Source organism: Myroides odoratimimus, from assembly GCF_004337635.1.
GTDB lineage: Bacteria > Bacteroidota > Bacteroidia > Flavobacteriales > Flavobacteriaceae > Flavobacterium > Flavobacterium odoratimimum.
In genome coordinates, this window is sequence record NZ_CP037427.1 from 3705420 (window position 1) to 3724939 (window position 19520).

Consider the following 19520-nt stretch of genomic DNA (forward strand, 5'->3'; position numbering starts at 1 on the left):
TTACATGACAAACTTAGAAACACATTCTGGAAAGAATTGGGAATAATTACATTTTTAAAAAGAAATAGATTGAGTGCAAAGGGACAACCTAATAGATTGTCCCCTTTATAATTCACAGCACTTTATTACTTCAAATAATAGTCTGTGTGATATATTGTAAAATAGTGCTTGTTATCAAAATGATATTTGATAGACAGATTATCCGTTACTTTAATAATAGTCTGTACTAGAGCAAGCCCGAGTCCTGTAGATTGTTCGTTAGTTGTACTTCTAAAGAACCTATTGTATATTAAGTTCTCGTCTAATGGAGTAGAAATTAAACTCGTATTACCAATTCTAAAGTAATGATTTGTGATCTCTACCTCTACCTCTCCTCCCTGTACATTATGTGTTAATGCGTTCTTTAGTAAATTCTGCACTAGCGTAATAGAAAGCCCTTTATCCATATTGACTATAAAAGGTTGCTCATCCTCTTTAACCGTTATACTAACCGCCTTATACTCAAAGAACTCTTCAAAGTCTTCTATCATCTCTCTAATGATATCATTAAAATTAACATCCTGATAATTAACGAATTGATTATTCTCTATTTTAGCCAACATCAACAAGGATTTGTTCAGCTTAATGAGTCTTCTCAGCGTCTGATGAATAGATTGTATTTGTAACATCTGTTCTTCATTCAACTCTTCTTTTTCAGCCATTAATTCTAACTTATTACTCATAATAGCTAGAGGAGTCTGAGATTCATGAGCTGCATTAGACACAAAGGCTTTTTGCTGCTCAAAAGTACTTTCTATACGTCTTATCATCTTATTAATCTCTAGCTGTAGATCTGTAAATTCTCGGATAGGAGTCTTCGTCTCTTCCGTCACCACCTCTTTACCTATAGTATAGTTCTTCAGGTTACCTAGTAATTTATAAAATGAACCCCAAACTACTTTCCTTAAAATAAAATAGTTAATCAAGAATATACTGATAATCAACATCAAGTACAACGCCCCAACGGCAATACCAAAATCTCCTAATAAATCATCTGCTTCTATAGTAGAGGTACGTATCTCTAATAAAAAATTATCTCCATTCTTATCTTCAAAAGTAGTGGTGAGCATACGCACAGGTTCCTCATTATCATCCACATCCATATAGATCATTTCTGTGGTGAATACATTCTTTCTAGAGTATTCTCCTGGCGCTAATGGAGTAATTCTGAATCCACTTGCTCCGAATGACTGTATACTAGTGATACTAGGATTATTATATGCTTTTTTGACTATCTCACTTTTAGTGTTTTTCAGTCCATCATCTATATTATCATAGACCTCTTCTGTCATGAATGCATAGAAGATAAGCACCCATACAGTAAGCACTATCACTATGCCAATGGATAAATACCTAAGTGTATAATTATGTAGCTTCATCCCCTATTCATTCACTAATTTATACCCCATTCCATACACAGACTGAATATTTACTTCCGCGTGATGATTCTTTAGTTTTTTGCGCAAGTTCTTCACCTGAGAGTACACAAAATCGTAACTATCTGCCTCATCCATATTATCTCCCCATATATGCTCTGCAATAGAAGATTTAGTCACTAACCGATTCGCATTCACTACAAAATAATACAATAGTTCAAACTCTTTATTATTAAGCAACATCGTACTTCCCTGCACGACTACCGTTCTCTCATCTATAAAAACCTCTATATTATTCCACTTTACACTCTGGAACCCCTGTTGATTCTTTCTTCTCAACACAGATTTTATTCGAGCTAATAGCTCCGATAGATGAAAAGGTTTAGTGAGATAATCATCTGCTCCTAACTCTAAGCCTAATACTTTATCATCTATAGAATCTTTAGCCGATATAATAATAACCGAGTCGGCTTTACCCATCGATTTGATCTCACGTAACAAGTCTATTCCATTACCATCGGGAAGCATAATATCTAACAAGATACAATCATAGTCATACCCTGCTAACTTCTCTATCCCTAACCTATAATTACTAGCCACCTCGACCAAGTAAAGCTCTTTTTCTAAGGATTCTCGGATGATATCTCTTAACTCCTGTTCGTCTTCAATAACTAAAATTTTCATATCCCTCCAATTAGTACTTACGAATATACAAGTTATCTAATAAATGTTTTTCCTTTCTATCAGATTAAATAATGAAATACGAATAATAAAGCTTTTAAACGCAAATTATCTCTGTCTATATTAAAGAAATAATCTTATTTTAGTTATGCCTTACACTTAACTGATTTAGCTTATGTATAGTACCGATAGACTACAGATATCTCCACTCTCTCATGCTGACAATTCCTTTATCATAGAATTAGTCAATACTCCTGGATGGCTTAAATATATAGGAAATAGAAATGTCTATACGGCAATGGATGCACAGATGTATATACAGAGTATATTAGATAATCCACAGTATCAATACTGGGTGGTCAATAGAAAAGAGGATGGGAAACCAATAGGATTAATCTCCCTGATTAAGCGAGACTACCTAGAGTTTCACGATATAGGTTTTGCCTTCATACCCACTTACATTGGGCTAGGATATGCCTACGAAGCTACAAGCTTTATCATCAAGATAATAAGAGAAGATGCTAAATACAGTACTTTATATGCGACAACCCTTCCTGATAACAAGAGTTCTATTAAACTGCTAACAAGATTAGGATTTACTTTTATAGAAACAATAAAACCTCATGAAGAGGTACTCAACTTATTTAAAATATAATGTTTAAATCATTGATAGTAGACACATTAAAATACACTTAAATATATAATTAAAAAAGATCCCTTTCCGTAATGTATTAACGCAAAAGAACATTTCGTTTATAGACTTTTATTCATACAATACTTAGCCAAAAGCAAACGCGTTTATTAGGAAAGGGAATAAAATCGCATGAAGTACTAAGTCCCCACAATTCCTTCATACGGCGACAAAATTATATATTTTTGTAAGAGTATTCACTATGATAACAAATAATTATTAACCACTTCATCAACAATTCACTTTTCACCACAGAATCACATAAATTAACATATTATAATGCTAATTTATTCTAACATTAAGTACAATTATTCAATTTAAAAGTCGCTAAATGCGTAAATCAAAACCAGTAACCACGCTAATTCTATGCCTTTTTATAAAAGTTTAAATATTAACTATATAAATATTGCCTTTTTTTGTCTTTCAATTATAAAAAACAAACTGAGAAAACACTCCCTTAATCTATAGCCATAAAAAAACTGACCTAAAGATATACCTTAGATCAGTTCTATAAATTCAATATTCGAACTCAGTTTTTACTTTTTTGTAAATGTCAATACCACTATATCGCCAGAACGCATAATTAACTGATTCTCTGCAATGTCATAATGAGTTACAGAATTTAGCGCATTCATAAACTCTCTATCTGCTACTCCTTCACAGAACATCATCGTAGAAGCCATCTTATCTCCTAGCTTGATAGCGTTCCCTTCTTTAGCTTCAAAACTTCCATGGATATTATTACATCCATCATTTCCATAAACTTTTTTATCCTTAACTTCAAAAGTTAAACTTGGTTTCTTCATTGAGAAAAGAGTACTCATATCTTTACCAGAAGTTGCTGGAGTTGTAATAGAGCTCAATACCCATTCTCCTTCTAATTTTTTACTCATATCTACTTTTTTCTCTACTGTTACAGTAGTAATTTCTCCTGCTGTCTTACAGCTTACAGCCGTTAATGCTAAAACAGCACTTAGTAATACTAATGTCTTTTTCATCTTACTTTTATTTTATTATGTTTTCCCTTTTTCAAGGTTATTAGCAAATTTACCATTTCATATGGCAGTCTATAATAATTAATTCTTAAAATTTACATATAATATCTTATTATAAGGAATAACTCTTCTCAAAACATAAATTATTATACAAAAAAAGGGCTATCTGTAATACAAATAGCCCTATTCTATATTTTAAATATATTAAGAATACATTTTTGCTCTTAATTCTTTTACTTTTGGATCATCTAAGTAATCGTCGAACGTCATATATCTATCGATAGCCCCATTAGGAGTTAACTCTAGAATACGTGTACCTACAGTCTGTGCAAACTCGTGGTCATGCGTCGTTAATAAGATCGTTCCCTTAAAGTTTTTCAATGTATTATTGAATGCAGTAATAGACTCTAGATCTAAGTGGTTCGTAGGTTCGTCTAACATTAATACGTTAGCTCTCATCATCATCATACGAGATAACATACAGCGCACCTTCTCTCCTCCTGATAATACACGACCTGTCTTAAGAGCCTCTTCTCCAGAGAAGATCATCTTACCTAAGAATCCACGTACATATACTTCATCTCTTTCTTCTTCAGTCTTCGCCCATTGACGTAACCAGTCTACTAATGTCAAGTCATTGTCAAAAAACTCGTGGTTCTCTACTGGCAAATAAGATTGTGTTGTAGTGATTCCCCACTCAAACTTACCTGCATCAGCCTCTTTCTTACCGTTTAAGATTTCGTAGAACGCTGTAGTAGCACGTGAGTCTTTAGAGATTACTACTAGTTTATCTCCTTTAGCCATATTTAGATTGATATCTTTAAATAATACCTCTCCATCTATAGAAGCAGATAATCCTTCGATATTTAAAATCTGATCTCCTGCCTCTCTATCTGTATCAAATATAATAGCAGGGTATCTTCTAGAAGATGGCTTAATATCATCTAATTTTAATTTGTCGATCATCTTCTTACGAGAAGTTGCTTGTTTTGACTTCGCAACGTTCGCACTAAAACGACGGATAAACTCCTCTAATTCAGCCTTTTTCTCTTCAGCTTTCTTATTTTGTTGAGCTCTTTGCTTAGCTGCTAATTGACTTGATTCGTACCAGAATGTATAGTTACCTGAGTAATGGTTAATCTTACCGAAGTCAATATCAGATACGTGCGTACACACAGCATCTAAGAAGTGACGGTCGTGAGATACTACTAATACTGTGTTCTCATAATGAGCTAAGAAATTCTCTAACCAAGCGATTGTCTCAAAGTCCAAGTCGTTGGTAGGCTCATCCATAATCAATACGTCTGGGTTACCAAATAAAGCCTGTGCTAATAATACACGTACCTTTAACTTAGCATCCATCTCTGCCATAGGTGTATAATGAAAATCTTCAGATATACCTAAGTTAGATAACATCGTAGCGGCAGCTGACTCGGCATTCCAACCATCCATTTCATCAAAACGGATCTGTAACTCTCCGATACGATCAGCATTTTCGTCTGTATAGTTTAAGTAAAGCTCATCCATCTCTTTCTTAACATTATACAAATCTTTATTACCCATCATTACAGTTTCAAGAACTGTATATTCGTCAAACATATTGTGGTTCTGATTAAGAACTGACATACGTTTTCCTGGTTCTAGAGAAACATGACCTGATGTAGGGTCGATATCTCCCGATAATATTTTTAAGAATGTAGATTTACCAGCACCGTTAGCACCGATAATACCGTAGCAGTTACCTTGAGTAAAAGTTACATTAACTTCGTCAAATAAAATTCGTTTACCAAACTGAACTGACAGATTCGAAACTGTTAACATTATTATCTTTTAATTTAAATTGCCTACAAAATTACTAATTTTATATTTAGAAACATCTATAAATAAAACTTATCGCCCTACCTACCTACTTTAACCAATCATTAACAAGATAAAACACCCGTAAAACTTAAATTTGCTTATATTATCTCTCGAACAAATAGTCATTTAGCTAATGCAGAAAAAACTACCTAATACAAATTTATTACTCCTTTTTATCCCACTTATAAGCCTTCTTGCATCTTGTCAAAAAAAATTTGATCCTAAAGATTATAGTGCTTATATACAGGGAGAGATTATAAATCCTACTTCTAATTACCTTTTATTCTGCAAAGACAATGAAGTCCTAGACACTTTGTTCCTAGACGAAAACAATAAGTTTTATAAAAAATTCGACTCATTAACACCAGGAATGTATATCTATAAGCACAATCCTGAGTTTCAATACATCTACTTCGATAAAAATGACAGTCTGACACTACGCCTTAACTCAAGAGATTTTGACCATTCTATTATATTCTCTGGACGAGGTGCCGAAAAGAATAATTTCTTAATGAATCTAACGGTCAGAAATATCATGGATGAGAGTGAAGGATATAGTGCATTCGATGTATCTCCAGAGAAATTTAGTCGAAGAATAGACTCTGTACATGCAGCTAGAACTACTTACTATCTAAGAAATAAAGCCATTATCAACTGGTCTGACAACTTTGACCTGTATGCAAAAGCAAAGCTTGACTTACATTTTTTCGCATTAAAAGAACTCTATCCTACTGCACACTATGTTAGAACAGATGAAGATGTAAGAGATAAACTCCCTGCGGACTATTATAGTTTTAGAAAAAAAATAAACTTCAATGATGAACGTTTATTAAAATACTCTTCATTCACTAAATACCTAGCTATAATGCTAAACTCTATTGTGAATGAGCCTGAACAAAACATTATACCAGACAACAAGTTTGATAAGTATATCGATAAGCTTAATATAGTAGACACCTTAATCAGAAATGATAAAGTTAAAAATGCTATCTTAGACAATATTGCATTTATCTACTTATTAGAGGATCAGAACTTAAATAATAATGATAAGTTCTTAGAGCGATACTTTGAACTATCTACAGATAAGAATCAACACAATGAAATCATCCAGATCCAACAAGCAATTCAAAATCTTAAATATGAGAAGAAGTTACCTGAAGTTCCTATAGTGAATACTAAAAATCAAAAGGTATCTATTAATTCTATTATCAATAAGAGAACTCTAATGTTCTTCTGGACAAAAAATGGAATAGCGCATGCTGACGCAGCTCACCAGATAGCTGCAGAATTAAAAGCTGAAATGCCAAATATAGAAATCATATCGATCTGTATCGATGGTGAACATGGAGAGTGGTTAAGTATATTAAAGCGCTACCCTTCTAATGGTATTATAGAGCTTAGATCTGATGACTTTAACCAAATGAAAGATCAGTGGATCATCACAAAAATCCAACGTTGCATGCTACTAGACAAAGATGGTTCTATCATAGATCCATTTGTCAATATCTTTGACAAGAACTTTGAAACAATTTTAAAGCAATAATAAAATAAAGTGAGAGCCCAACCGAATGGTTGGGCTCTCACTTTTATTATACTTCTATCTTCTTTTGAATAAAACTATACTACCTGTATCATGACTCAATACTGACTCCGTTTTAATACCTATTTTAACGGACTCATAACGGACTCACTACGGACTCACTACGGACTCAAATCGAACGAAACCTGTCTCGTCCTACTATAACTGTACAGCATTAGTCCTAGTTTTATATTCTATTTTTATTTTTTGACAAAAAATTTCTTCAATACCTGATACAACAACTGCTTTACATGGCACATGCTTCATTCTATTCTAACCAAGAAAACACCTAACTCTAAAGGATAATTAGAGAAAACCGATGAATCTTAAAACAAAAAAATCCCTCAAACCCCTTGTAAAATCAAGAAAAATCAAAGAAAACGACATTTTTTTTCAATTATAAATCACTTGATATCAAACCATTGATTTTTTTACAAAAAAAAGTACTATTTTACCTTGGAACTTTTAAATAAAAAGCAATATATTTGCCACGTCAAAAAAACCAAGGTATTCGCCTTCTAAAATTGACAAATTTTAATCTCTTTTATAAAGATTAAATGGTCCAATAGCTCAGCTGGATAGAGCAACTGCCTTCTAAGCAGTAGGTCTCAGGTTCGAATCCTGATTGGATCACTAAAACACTTCTAAGTTAAGGAGTTTTTATCCTAAACTATCAATTTAGATAGATAATTTTAATCTATTTCATAAGATTAAATGGTCCAATAGCTCAGCTGGATAGAGCAACTGCCTTCTAAGCAGTAGGTCTCAGGTTCGAATCCTGATTGGATCACTAAAAAAGCCCTTGTTATTTCTAACAAGGGCTTTTTATTTATATACTCATTTTTAGCATAACCATATCGCGGAGCTGAATACCATTTTCTATAATAGGCTCATCATAATTCTCTATGAAGAAGTCTTTCTTTACATCATACTTCACAAAGCCATTACGTTCATAAAATCGTATTTGATCTACTCCACAGTCTGCTGTACCCACTATGATCTGACAATACCCTCCTACTCTTGCAAGTCGAATAACCTCTTTAATCAATAGACTCCCTATCCCCTTGCCTTGAAGCTCAGCAGACACAGCTATATTCTTAAGTTCTACAACCTCATGATCTATATGGTAAAGACAGAAAACTGCTAAATCATGACTTCCCTCTCTTAGGACATAGACATCACTATCGAATACATACTTATCTATCGCCTGAACGGTCTCATCCGCTAATAATAGTAAAGAATAAGGCAATACTTGTTTATCCTCAATTAACTCAATCTTATATTGCGGATATAATTCTTCTAAAAACATATTGTGATATTTTGTTCTCTATATTAAACCAAGATCCCCCTCAACCAAACACTTTGTGTATAGTTGACTCTAAATATTACAACTGTAGTTTTCTGTTTAAGAGGAACCTTAGACTAGAGACAAATATACTATTAATTACGAAGTATAATCAGATGTCTCCTGTAGTAAATAAGTAAAGAATATAGCCTTAGGGGCTATCATAATTAAAAAGATACAAAGTATACTTTTCATCGATGAAGAAAAATAAAGTCACTCCCTATATTAGGTAGTAGACTTAGATGGTTATATTAAAATAGTATACCATACAATCTATTTCAATATTTGTCCCCACAATTACCATCTTCGTCTTTTAGTGACTTTATAGTATACAATATAGTTAGTTACTTATTCTTATCTGCCCTTGTATATGGAAACAACAATTGGTCAAACAGTCAATAAAATAAACTACTAAACATTGTATCATTCTTCATGTTATATAGTAATTCTCATAACGCTTTTCTAACTTCGAATATTTGCTTAGCATTTACAGGTACAAATATAGTGGTGTTCTCGCTTATACCTTCTATCGTCAGCCATACTTTAAGAAAGTATAAGTTTAAAACTTTAAAAATGTTAATAAAACACTAATTACAGGAACCTTTCAAACTCAATAACAACGTATTAAGAACTAGAATCCGACATCTTAACTCAATTCCTTTACTCCATTTTCACTATACAGTTTCAGTAGATAAACAAGTTTTAGTCAATCCTCCATCTAATACCTTCTGTATCCTACTTCATAGTTGTGATGTACATATTTTTATTCTACTTTTACTACAACTAGAGTTGCCTTCATCGTACTAGTCAAATCTAAATCTTTTTAAAATTCTAACCATGTATTCTGCCTCTTCCTTATTAGCATTACTTGACACTCTTACCCAATACTGTAAGCGAATATCTGTAAGACACTATGCAAAATACATCTTGTGTAGCCTGGTAATTATAAGCATGTTTGGTTGTCAAAAAACAGCAGTTAAAACAAATCACCTTAGCAATCAAAAAGTATTAGATAATATCGAATCCAATGATAAATCACTAATAGAAAATCAGCACACATTAGACTCTTTATTTACAATCACTAAAAGCATAAATCCCAAAAGCTCACAACTGATCGATATTGCTTCTAAGGCTTATAACCTAGAGCTATATGATCAATACTTTAGATATTCTAAGGAAATCAATAAAATAGCAACTAAGAACAATGACTCCCTAGTAGTAGCTAAATCATTATGGTATATCGGAGATTACTACGATTATAAAATGCAATTTGATAGTGCCTATACCTATTTTGATAGAGCAGAACAAGTGTATAACAATATAAATATGAGTACTAATGTTGCTAAAATGCAACAATACAAATCTATAGTCTTATTTAGGGAAGGATTATATACTGAAGCTGAAAACAAAGCATTAGAAGCATTAGAAATCTTAGACAAAAAACCTAAAAGTAGACTTCTGTATGAAATCTATTTAAACCTAGGGAATATTTTAGATCTAAATCAACAGCCTAACGAAGCACTTCTCTATTACTCAGAGGCTATCCATATCTTAGAAGATCTTTATAAGAAAAATCTTATAACATTAGACGATTTACAAATATCTAAAGCATTCTGTTATAATAACATTGGTAATCTTTATCTTAATCAACAAGCATTTCTAAACGCTGAAACATATTTAAAGTATGCTTACGATATATTACTAGAATATAATTTTAAACACGAACTTTATACTATTACATTAACAAATTTAGGAACATTATATTTAAGCATAAATAAATTAACGGAATCTGAAAAACTTCTAAAAGAATCAATTGCAATAAGTTTAGAAACTCCTTATAAACAGAGTTTAACTGCCAACAATTTTAGATTAGGTGAATTGTTCTTAAAAAAGAAAGACACCCTTCAAGCGATAGAGTACTATAAGAATGCTTATGTACTTTCTAGCCAAACTCAATCCAACAACACTGTATTAAAAAGCTTAAAAGCACTTAGTTTAACAGACAAACAAGACGCTACCAAATACATTAGTCTATATTATGCTTTTAATGATAGTATCAATAAATTACAAATCAGTAAGAGAAACAAATTTGCGAGAATTAAATACGAAAGCGAAAAATTAGAAAAGAATATCGTCAACCTAAAAAAGGAGAATTCCCAACTACTGATAACTTCTATTATTATTGTACTATTGGCGATTATTCTCTTATTCATTATTCTATATAGAAATAAAATCAAAAAGTACACCTTCTTAAAACAAGATCAAGAAAATAAAGAACTTATATTCAAGCTACTACTAGAGCAGGAACAGTTGTCTCAAGATGTCTTGACTAAAGAGCGAGAGAGGATTAGTCAGGAGCTACATGATGGGATCATTAACTCTCTATTCATCATTCGTTTAAGTTTAGGCAATTCTAAAGACAACCTTCCCATACTTAATGAAATAGAAAAAGTACAGAATCAAATCAGACTAATCTCCCATGACCTCAAAAATCATGAGTTTATTCAACAAGGGTTCTCTGAAATCATCTCCAAACTAGTGGTCCAAAACAGTACCAACCAACAGAAGTTTCAGCTTATCATATCCAAAAACTATAAATGGGACAAGGTTAGCTATGATGATAAAATAAATATCTATAGAATACTGCAAGAGGCGATACAAAATGTCATCAAACACTCTCATGCTAAAAACTGTATTATCTCTATCTTTAAAACAGAGACTAGTGATAGAATAACCATCACAGATGACGGAATAGGGTTTAACTATTCTAAAGTTAAAAATAGCAATGGACTCAAAAACATCAGCAATAGAGCGAAACAGCTCCACGCCTCCCTAGAAGTCAATTCGACAACTCAAGGAACTGTAATTATCATCAATATACCTCATTAAAAAAGAGGTTATCACATGGATAACCTCTCTTAAAAAAAAATCGAAATAAATTCGATGACATCGTATATACAGATGGAATAAATCTATGACATCTTTAATCTTTTAGACTAACTAATTCAGATGTATATACTATTTCTTTCCTTTATCAATAGCCTTATCAATATTATCAGCACTTTCCATTTCTTGTCCGAATGATCTTGTCTGGATAGAATCTCTTACTGTACTGAACTCCCCTCCTTTAAATGAATCTGAAGCATTTAGAGGTTTACTTTCTTTCTCTAAAGGATCAACACTACATGAGTAAACTGTTAAACTCAAGATAGCAGCACAAGCATAAATAATTTTTTTGTTCATATTATTTTCTTTTGTTATTCTTCTTCTATACTTTTACTTTATATGACAAGCAGTGTACCATACCACACTCCTTTTTTACATCCTTTCAAAAATACAACTGAGTTTTTTAATCTAATGACTTGAAAAACTTCAAAAATGTTAATTTTTATAAATGAAGCTATCTTACAAATTCCTTATCATAGATGATCACCCGATGATTATCAATGGCTATAAAGCTATTATCCAAAGCAAATATGAGGCTCCTGTCTTCTATGAAGCTACTAATATAGAAGATGCCATAACGCTGGTAGATAGCATAGAAAAAGTAGACTTTTTATTACTAGATTACAATATAGGTAAGCCCTATAATGATATAGAGAATGGAATAGACTTAGCTAAGTTCTTAGCTGAGAAATATGATGGGATAAAAATATTAGTGATTACTGCACACGAGGAGATTACGATTGTTTATAATATTCATAAAAAAGTAAGACCTCACGCCTTATTAATAAAATCAGATGTAAATACAGATGAACTCATTCTAGCTATAGAAAATACCATAAAAGGAGATATCTACAGATCTAATAAGGCACAACAAGCTCTAATATCTATGAATCAGCGCGCTGTCTTACTACAAGAAGACAACATCCAAATCTTAATGTTATTAGATAAGGGGTATAAGGTTCAAGAAATACCAGCATTAATCCATAAAAGCCTAAGCTCTGTACAACGCAATATCGGGTTATTAAAAGAGGTCTTTAATGTAACAGAAAATAGTGGTCTACTAAGAGAAGCCAAAAAGCAAGGTTTTATATAACCTTCTAATTATCAACACCAATCTTTTAAATAAAATAGGAATCACCATAAAGTGGTTCCTTTTTGTTAGGTTAACATATAAGCTTCTGTAAAACTCAGACAGCTCCCCTTTTAATTAACTCTAAAGAAAACTGTCAAATAAAAAAATTTGGTTATCCTTTCTGGTTTTTATAAATTGAAACCTCGATCATACATAGAAAGCATTCTGTTTTCTATAAAACAATAAAACTCATTTTATAAAGAACTTTTAATAAGAGAAGTCTTTATAACCTATTTTTTTAAAACAAAAAACATAAAGTATGAATACCATAAAAGTATTAAACTCAGAAGACATAAAACAATTGGTTTCTATAGAAGAAGCAATAGAAACGGTTGTGGATGCTTATGTTGAACTATCTAATAATACAGCTGAAATGCCTGAGCGAGTAATAACAGGTCTGGGCAATGACTATCTAGATATCTTTTTTAAACCATCGTTAATTTCCAATATCAATACAGTAGGTGTTAAACTTTTAAGCATACGCAAACAAGGTGGTGTGAATGGTCACCCTGCTATACAAGAGCTAGTTATATTAATTGATTCAGAAAACAACCTTACTCAAGCAATAGTGGATGGTTCTCATCTTACTGCCTTAAGAACAGGAGGTGCTTCTGGTGTAGCAACTCGTTACTTAGCTAGAAAAGACTCTTCTATAATGGCACTTTTTGGAGCTGGAGCACAAGCGTATACACAATTCGAAGCTGTATGTGCAGAAAGGCCTATTAAAAAAGCATATCTATTTGGTAGTTCTAAGAACAGTAAGTCCGTTCAAACATTCATCGAATACTACAAAGACAAATCTGATGTAGAGATTATAGCTGCAGATGATTTAGAGGTACTTGCTAATGTAGATATTATTTGTACAGTTACCCCTTCTGCAACGCCTTTATTTAAAACTTCTCATCTCAAAAAAGGAGTACATATCAACGCGGCTGGATCCTATAGCCCAACTATGCATGAGTTACCTGAAGATATCTTTATGAATAGTTCTTTGTTTGTAGATCACAAAGATTCTTGTTTTTCTTCAACTGCTGATATCCTTGTGCCGCTACAAAAAGCATTATTACCAGAGGAGAATTATAAAGGAGAAATTGGAGATTTAATTCTAGATAAAATTCAAGGAAGAACAAGTGACTCTGAGATAACAGTCTTTAAAAATGTTGGTATCGCAATCCAAGATTTAATTACCGCTAAATATGCCTATGACAAGGCTTGTAGAGAAAACTTAGGTACTTCTATAGAAATGTAAGAAAGATTTCTTTCTAGAATTTAAATTATCTAATTATAAGTATATAACTAAGTGTTTTTTTCAATACTTAGTTCATCTTAAACAAGTGTATAAAAGACGTCTTATCAATATCGATAAGGCGTTTTTTCAATTGCATTTTGGCTTCATCTGGCGACATTCCACCCATAACTTAGAAAAATCTCTTTTGCGAATGCCATCTACCATAATTCTATTGTAAACAAACCTTAGGTCATCTCAAAGAAGCTTTAGAAGTTACTTAAATAACTATTAGGTTCTTTTAAGAAAGATTTTCTTCATACCTTATATTTACTAGATTTGCGAGTAAATATAAGGTATTCTTATTTACACAAAAAACGACTAATCAACAATGAAAAAAATACTATTATTCTCTTTACTCCTAATTGGAATTAATACATATGGACAGTATTTGTACCCGGTAAAAGTAGAAAACTGTAAAATAGATAGATTCTGCCTTGACTGTGGTGATACATTAGCGGGGTATGATCAAAAAGCTTTTACGAAACTTGAACAAGAGCTAAACAAAGAGTTAGATCTTAATAAGCTTACTGGAAGAATAGGATTTCAGGTTTTAGTAGCTCCTAATAAAACTGGTTGTGTTATAAGTCACACAGATGAATCAAATAGTACAGTGACAAAAAAAATAATTAAAAAAACTAAACAAGTTTAAAAAGTGGACTCCTTCTATAACAGATGGTAAAATAGAACTAAAGACTTCTATAAACGTTGTCTTTGAAATTCAAAACAATACTATATCTGGTAAGATTGTTAGAGTAGATTTTACTGAATTTGAAAAATCTTTTGATTACCCTACTGATCCAGAAATCTTAAACAAAACCTACCAATACAAAAATGAAAATCTATCTAATTACACCATATCAGTTTGGGATACTAAAAACTCTAATCTGTTAGATAATGACATCATGGGAGTTGCTGTAGACAATTCTGGATTGGTTTGGTTAATATCCTATTTTGAGCTATTAACTTTTAATGGACAAGAATTTAAAGAAATTCAATATAGTGATCCTTTTAATGATAATGAGTCTGGGTACTCACAAATTTTAATTGATGCGGATAATATAGTTTGGTTATATGGCAATGAACAAATATATTCTATACAAGAGCATAAATGGCAAAAGCACAATACTGGTCTATCCAAAGAAACATACGTTATAACAATGAGTAATAATCCTGTTTCTAAAGAAATTTTTGTCAGCTCACCTGAAGGGGTTGCTATTTATAAGAATCAAAAATGGAATTTTATAAATCAAAAAAAAGTAAAAGAACTTCCTTCAACTAATATATACTTTACACAAAGAGATTCAAATAACAGGCTTTGGATTGGTTCCTCTAGTGGAACTATTATAATGGATAAGCACAATAAACCAATTCCTTCTGATTCTTTTCCTGCTATCATAAAAAAGAAAACCATTACTGATATGACTGAAGATAACCAAGGAAATCTCTTTCTATCTTTATATGATTTTGAAGCCAAAAAGGAAGAAGAAATATATATGGATTTCATCATATATCATACAAACGGAAGCTATACTGAGTTTACTTTAGAAAACTCTGGACTTACTACTAATAAAGATTTGACAAATACCCTCTATGATAAAGAAGATGATATCTTATGGATTGCCACTTTTAATGCAGGGCTTATTAGGTATGATTTAAAGAAAGACACTTGGGAGAATTATCACAGCAAAAACTCAATGCTCCCTACCTCTAAAATTACAGATATGGCTTTTGATAAAAACTATAATCTATATTTAGCTACTGACCAAGGCCTTGTTAAATTAGAAAAAAGATAATTTTTACTAGTGATTATAGAGGTGTTAGGGATAAGAAGTTTTTTCTTTTTAGATTAACTAGACTTTTTGCGGATCAACGTTAAAAGTTGGGGAGGAAAGTGTAAAATAATATCTTTGTGCTATGATGGATAGCCAAGAAATACTAAAACTAATCTTACCTACTTACTTAGTAGAACACTTCAATATTACTAAAGTAGAAGAATTAGAGACCAAACTACATATCTACTTTGAAGAGAAGAATGATTACGCAAATCAATGTACTGAAAGACAGCTTATTTCTAAAGGTTTCCATAGTATGATTACTATTGAAGACTTCCCGTTACGAGGTAAATCAGTTAAACTACACGTACAACGTCGTCGTTGGACAGATAAACAAACAGGAGAAATTATATCACGTGATTGGAATATCATCGCAGAAGGAACACGAATGACTACAGAGTTTTCGGAGTTCTTAAAAAAAATTGGCCGATACTAAAGTACTTAGCTGTAAGGCTATTGGTGAATTATTTGGAGTTAAAGGTGAAAAGTTTCAACGCCAATACAAACATAAAACTAGTGGTTTCAAACAATGGGATCAACAAGAACATGCACAAGACTGGCTACTCTACCCAGAAAATATAACTGAACAACTCTCCATAGATGAAGTATGTTTATCTATGGGAGAATTGTACACTATACTGACTTCTAAAGCAGGTAAAGGTCAGAAAAAGACCATTGTAGCGATAGTTAAAGGAACAAAATCAGATACTGTAATAAAGCATCTATCTAAACTACCTAAAAAACTTAGAGATAAAGTTACCGAGATTACTTTAGATATGGCAGGGGCTATGAAACAGATAGCTAAGAAGTGCTTCCCTAAAGCTGTGCAAGTAATTGATCGTTTTCATGTACAAAAGCTTGTAAGTGAAGCTGTACAAGATATTAGAATAAAATATAGATGGGCTGAGCTTGACGCTGAGAACACTGCTGTTTTAAAGGCTAAGGAAGAAGGCATTATATATAATCCTGAAATACTTAGTAATGGAGATACTAAGAAGCAACTTTTAGTTCGTTCACGTTCTCTACTTTATAAAAACCAAATTAATTGGACATCTGACCAACAAGAAAGAGCTAAGATACTATTTGAATTATACCCAGAGATTAAACAAGCCTATCTACTTGCTAATAACCTTAGACAGATATATAATCTACAAATAAATAAAGAAATAGCTATGACTAAGCTAGCTCATTGGTTTAATGATATTGAAAAAGCTTCACTCAAACACTTTAGTACTGTTTTAAAGACGTTTAATGTACACTATAACGAAATTATCAATTACTTTATTAATAGAAGTACAAATGCTTCTGCGGAATCATTTAATGCCAAAATTAAATACTTCCGTATGATGTATAGAGGTGTTAGAGATAAGAAGTTTTTCCTTTTTAGATTAACTAGACTTTTTGCCTAGTCCCCCAACTTTTGTCACTGATCCACATTTAGATTGATTTATTATGGATTACTTTGATATATATAAAAAACAAAAAATCCGTAAATAATTGATATTTACGGATTTACGAGTAATTTAACACTCTATAAGTCGGGGTGGCAGGATTCGAACCTGCGACCTCCTGCTCCCAAAGCAGGCGCGATGACCGGGCTACGCTACACCCCGATTGGGTCATCTAATATTTTTAAGCTAAGTTATTTCGTCGGGGTGGCAGGATTCGAACCTGCGACCTCCTGCTCCCAAAGCAGGCGCGATGACCGGGCTACGCTACACCCCGAAAAACTTAGCGGAGAGACAGGGACTCGAACCCTGGCATCGGTTACCCGATGACAGATTAGCAATCTGCTCCGTTACCACTCCGGCACCTCTCCGTTGCTTAGATCATTACTTCTCTAATGCGGTGCAAACATACTACGAGTTTTTGAGTTCTGCAAATTTCGAGAATATAAAAAAGTTAGTATTTCTATCTTTTCCTTCAACCAAAATCATATTTAATTATAAATGAGCAAAGTACTTTAAAAATATTTTTTAAATATTTTTAAATAAACAATCAGTTAGATTACATCATTCTTTAAAATAGAACTCTTTTCTAGTGTTCAACTCTCTTTACTCCCATCAACTCTCACCTTATATTCTTCATTTATCATAAATCTCATAGTACTTCATCAGTCTAACAATAACGAATCTAAATAACCTCTATGCAATAAATAATGAAAATAAATTGTATATTTGTTATCAGAGTGTTCAGTTCACCACTACTATCTTTATGATATTAGTAATTGCGATTGAACATCTAAGTATAGATCATATTTAATAAATATAAAAACTATACACGCTAACTAATTCAATTAATCATTTGAAGTCAGGTAAGTCTCTTATCTGACTTTTTTTGTTTTTACTCTAATACATCAGATATAAATTCTCTCATCTAGCTATACATTAACCTACCATCACCATACCGACATTCCACTTACATGGAGAGCCCTATTAGCTGTGTTGTCCTATACCTAGTTTGTCTTAGGCTTCATAATTAAGTTTAGTTTGAGTTATTGACTTTTGATTGACTATAAAGTACTTTTTATTAAATACGTTTTCCTTCTTGATTAAGGAATTACTACTTTTGTTATTTACTATTTTAGATGCCATGGAGAATATAAAAGAACATTGGGAAGGTGTATATAAAACTAAAACACCAGATCAGGTAAGTTGGACACAAGTAAAACCGATTAATTCACTTCGTTTAATAGAGAATAGTAATATCTCTAAAGACGCTAAGATTATCGATATTGGTGGTGGAGATAGTAATTTAGTTGATTACTTACTAGAAGAAGGATATACGAATATCACAGTGTTAGACATCTCTGGAGAAGCACTAGAACGTGCGAAGAAGAGATTAGGTAACAAGGCTCATCAAGTAAAGTGGATAGAAAGTAATATCACTACCTTTACCCCTACTGAGCAATACGATGTGTGGCATGACCGTGCGGTATTTCACTTTTTGACAGTTGAAGAAACACAAGCTTATACACAGTTAGTTACTAAGGCAGTAAAAGAAAATCTTATTATCGCTACGTTCTCTAAACAAGGACCTCTGAAGTGTAGTGGATTAGAGATTATCCAATACAACGCAGAAGATTTGAACGAACTTTTTAAAGAGTCTTTTACACTAAAAGACAGCTTTTATGAAGATCATATTACACCATTTGACACCAAGCAGAACTTTGTGTACTGCCATTTTAAAAAGAATAAATAATAACAAATATGGGATTTAGTAGAGATATCCAATTTTCTTCTGATAGACTATCTTACCTAGTAGTAAACGATAGCTTTAAAGAAGATATTTTTCGTGAGTTAACACCTACAGTAGCTAAGTTTTTACCTTTTATACCAACAGGTAAAATCGAAGACACACAGGGTTTTATTGATTATAGCTTAGGTGTATTAGACCAAGGTACTGATATCACTTTAGTAGCAGTAGATAAAGAGACAAAAGAGTTTATCGGATGTTGTGGTATACACGATGTGAATGAAGAGTCTATCTCTCTTGGTATCTGGTTAAAAGAATCTGCTTTTGGCAAAGGATACGGACAAGAACTTATCACTGCATTAGAAACTTATGTAAACGAAAACCTTACAGTGGACTATCTAATCTATAACGTAGAGAAGAATAACCATGGAAGTATTAAAATAGCTGAGAAATTAGGTTATGTTTACCATAGTGATTTCGTGAGAAACATCAGTGAAGAGAAGATACTTAATATGCTTCAGTACCGCAAGGACAATAAAAAGAAGTAATAAATAAGAAATT

Annotated in this window: 17 protein-coding genes and 5 tRNA genes; 13 read left to right on the plus strand and 9 right to left on the minus strand. The window is 32.2% G+C overall.

What is annotated here, in order from left to right; genetic code table 11:
• Positions 1 to 125: 125 nt before the first annotated feature.
• Both E0Z07_RS16840 and E0Z07_RS16845 read right to left on the minus strand, forming a co-directional pair.
• A complete protein-coding gene (locus tag E0Z07_RS16840) occupies positions 126 to 1418 on the minus strand; it encodes a sensor histidine kinase (RefSeq protein ID WP_006261640.1) in 1293 nt (430 codons plus the stop codon).
• A 3-nt stretch (positions 1419 to 1421) separates the two neighbouring features.
• On the minus strand, positions 1422 to 2099 hold the full coding sequence (locus E0Z07_RS16845) for a response regulator transcription factor (RefSeq protein ID WP_006261641.1): 678 nt from the start codon (positions 2097 to 2099) through the stop codon (positions 1422 to 1424).
• Between the two features lie 172 nt (positions 2100 to 2271).
• Between E0Z07_RS16845 and E0Z07_RS16850 the strand changes: the two genes are divergently transcribed.
• Entirely contained in the window at positions 2272 to 2751 is a 480-nt protein-coding gene (locus E0Z07_RS16850; RefSeq protein WP_006261642.1) for a GNAT family N-acetyltransferase, read from the plus strand.
• Between the two features lie 572 nt (positions 2752 to 3323).
• Here the strand turns inward: E0Z07_RS16850 and E0Z07_RS16855 are convergent.
• Positions 3324 to 3785, minus strand: coding sequence for an META domain-containing protein (locus tag E0Z07_RS16855; RefSeq protein ID WP_006261643.1), 462 nt, complete (start codon positions 3783 to 3785; stop codon positions 3324 to 3326).
• Positions 3786 to 3986: 201 nt separating this feature from the next.
• Complete coding sequence (locus tag E0Z07_RS16860) at positions 3987 to 5603, minus strand: ABC-F family ATP-binding cassette domain-containing protein (protein WP_006258395.1); 1617 nt, start codon at positions 5601 to 5603, stop codon at positions 3987 to 3989.
• 172 nt (positions 5604 to 5775) lie between these two features.
• On the opposite strand from E0Z07_RS16860, the gene E0Z07_RS16865 reads away from it, so the two are divergent.
• The 3 genes from E0Z07_RS16865 (at position 5776) to E0Z07_RS16875 (ending at position 8011) form a co-directional block, all read left to right on the plus strand.
• Positions 5776 to 7185, plus strand: a complete 1410-nt coding sequence (locus E0Z07_RS16865; RefSeq protein ID WP_006258396.1) for a thioredoxin-like domain-containing protein — start codon at positions 5776 to 5778, stop codon at positions 7183 to 7185.
• A gap of 595 nt (positions 7186 to 7780) precedes the next feature.
• Positions 7781 to 7854: transfer RNA gene (locus E0Z07_RS16870), tRNA-Arg, on the plus strand.
• Positions 7855 to 7937: 83 nt separating this feature from the next.
• Positions 7938 to 8011, plus strand: a tRNA-Arg gene (locus tag E0Z07_RS16875).
• A gap of 39 nt (positions 8012 to 8050) precedes the next feature.
• Here E0Z07_RS16875 and E0Z07_RS16880 read toward each other — a convergent pair.
• Positions 8051 to 8530 (minus strand): GNAT family N-acetyltransferase, encoded by a 480-nt coding sequence (locus tag E0Z07_RS16880; protein ID WP_131541034.1) that lies wholly within the window; start codon positions 8528 to 8530, stop codon positions 8051 to 8053.
• A gap of 873 nt (positions 8531 to 9403) precedes the next feature.
• Between E0Z07_RS16880 and E0Z07_RS16885 the strand changes: the two genes are divergently transcribed.
• Positions 9404 to 11455: a tetratricopeptide repeat-containing sensor histidine kinase gene (locus E0Z07_RS16885; protein ID WP_131541035.1), complete on the plus strand. Its 2052-nt coding sequence runs from the start codon at positions 9404 to 9406 to the stop codon at positions 11453 to 11455.
• A 129-nt stretch (positions 11456 to 11584) separates the two neighbouring features.
• On the opposite strand, the gene E0Z07_RS16890 is transcribed toward E0Z07_RS16885, so the two are convergent.
• Positions 11585 to 11809: a hypothetical protein gene (locus tag E0Z07_RS16890; protein WP_073145156.1), complete on the minus strand. Its 225-nt coding sequence runs from the start codon at positions 11807 to 11809 to the stop codon at positions 11585 to 11587.
• 151 nt (positions 11810 to 11960) lie between these two features.
• Here E0Z07_RS16890 and E0Z07_RS16895 point away from each other — a divergent pair, with 151 nt between their 5' ends.
• From E0Z07_RS16895 to E0Z07_RS16920, 6 genes are all read left to right on the plus strand, one after another.
• Complete coding sequence (locus E0Z07_RS16895) at positions 11961 to 12605, plus strand: response regulator (protein WP_006258401.1); 645 nt, start codon at positions 11961 to 11963, stop codon at positions 12603 to 12605.
• Between the two features lie 298 nt (positions 12606 to 12903).
• Complete coding sequence (locus E0Z07_RS16900; protein WP_131541036.1) at positions 12904 to 13893, plus strand: ornithine cyclodeaminase family protein; 990 nt, start codon at positions 12904 to 12906, stop codon at positions 13891 to 13893.
• A gap of 367 nt (positions 13894 to 14260) precedes the next feature.
• Positions 14261 to 14581: a hypothetical protein gene (locus E0Z07_RS18360; protein WP_006258405.1), complete on the plus strand. Its 321-nt coding sequence runs from the start codon at positions 14261 to 14263 to the stop codon at positions 14579 to 14581.
• Positions 14582 to 14834: 253 nt separating this feature from the next.
• The gene (locus tag E0Z07_RS18365; protein WP_006258406.1) at positions 14835 to 15725 is read left to right on the plus strand and encodes a two-component regulator propeller domain-containing protein; all 891 of its coding nucleotides are present in this window, start codon (positions 14835 to 14837) and stop codon (positions 15723 to 15725) included.
• 121 nt (positions 15726 to 15846) lie between these two features.
• Positions 15847 to 16200 carry an ISAon1 family transposase N-terminal region protein gene (locus E0Z07_RS16915; protein ID WP_006262421.1) on the plus strand — a complete coding sequence of 118 codons (354 nt, stop codon included), beginning with the start codon at positions 15847 to 15849 and terminating at the stop codon, positions 16198 to 16200.
• Positions 16187 to 17173 (plus strand): ISAon1 family transposase, encoded by a 987-nt coding sequence (locus tag E0Z07_RS16920; protein WP_016361635.1) that lies wholly within the window; start codon positions 16187 to 16189, stop codon positions 17171 to 17173. The genes E0Z07_RS16915 and E0Z07_RS16920 overlap by 14 nt, the downstream gene beginning before the upstream one ends.
• A gap of 129 nt (positions 17174 to 17302) precedes the next feature.
• Here the strand turns inward: E0Z07_RS16920 and E0Z07_RS16925 are convergent.
• The 3 genes from E0Z07_RS16925 to E0Z07_RS16935 form a co-directional block, all read right to left on the minus strand.
• Positions 17303 to 17377: transfer RNA gene (locus tag E0Z07_RS16925), tRNA-Pro, on the minus strand.
• A gap of 37 nt (positions 17378 to 17414) precedes the next feature.
• A tRNA-Pro gene (locus tag E0Z07_RS16930) sits at positions 17415 to 17489 on the minus strand.
• Between the two features lie 10 nt (positions 17490 to 17499).
• Positions 17500 to 17583, minus strand: a tRNA-Ser gene (locus tag E0Z07_RS16935).
• A gap of 773 nt (positions 17584 to 18356) precedes the next feature.
• On the opposite strand from E0Z07_RS16935, the gene E0Z07_RS16940 reads away from it, so the two are divergent.
• Together E0Z07_RS16940 and E0Z07_RS16945 are read left to right on the plus strand one after the other, a co-directional pair.
• Positions 18357 to 18965, plus strand: coding sequence for a class I SAM-dependent methyltransferase (locus tag E0Z07_RS16940; protein ID WP_039851783.1), 609 nt, complete (start codon positions 18357 to 18359; stop codon positions 18963 to 18965).
• Positions 18966 to 18973: 8 nt separating this feature from the next.
• Complete coding sequence (locus E0Z07_RS16945) at positions 18974 to 19507, plus strand: GNAT family N-acetyltransferase (RefSeq protein WP_006258410.1); 534 nt, start codon at positions 18974 to 18976, stop codon at positions 19505 to 19507.
• Positions 19508 to 19520 lie beyond the last annotated feature (13 nt).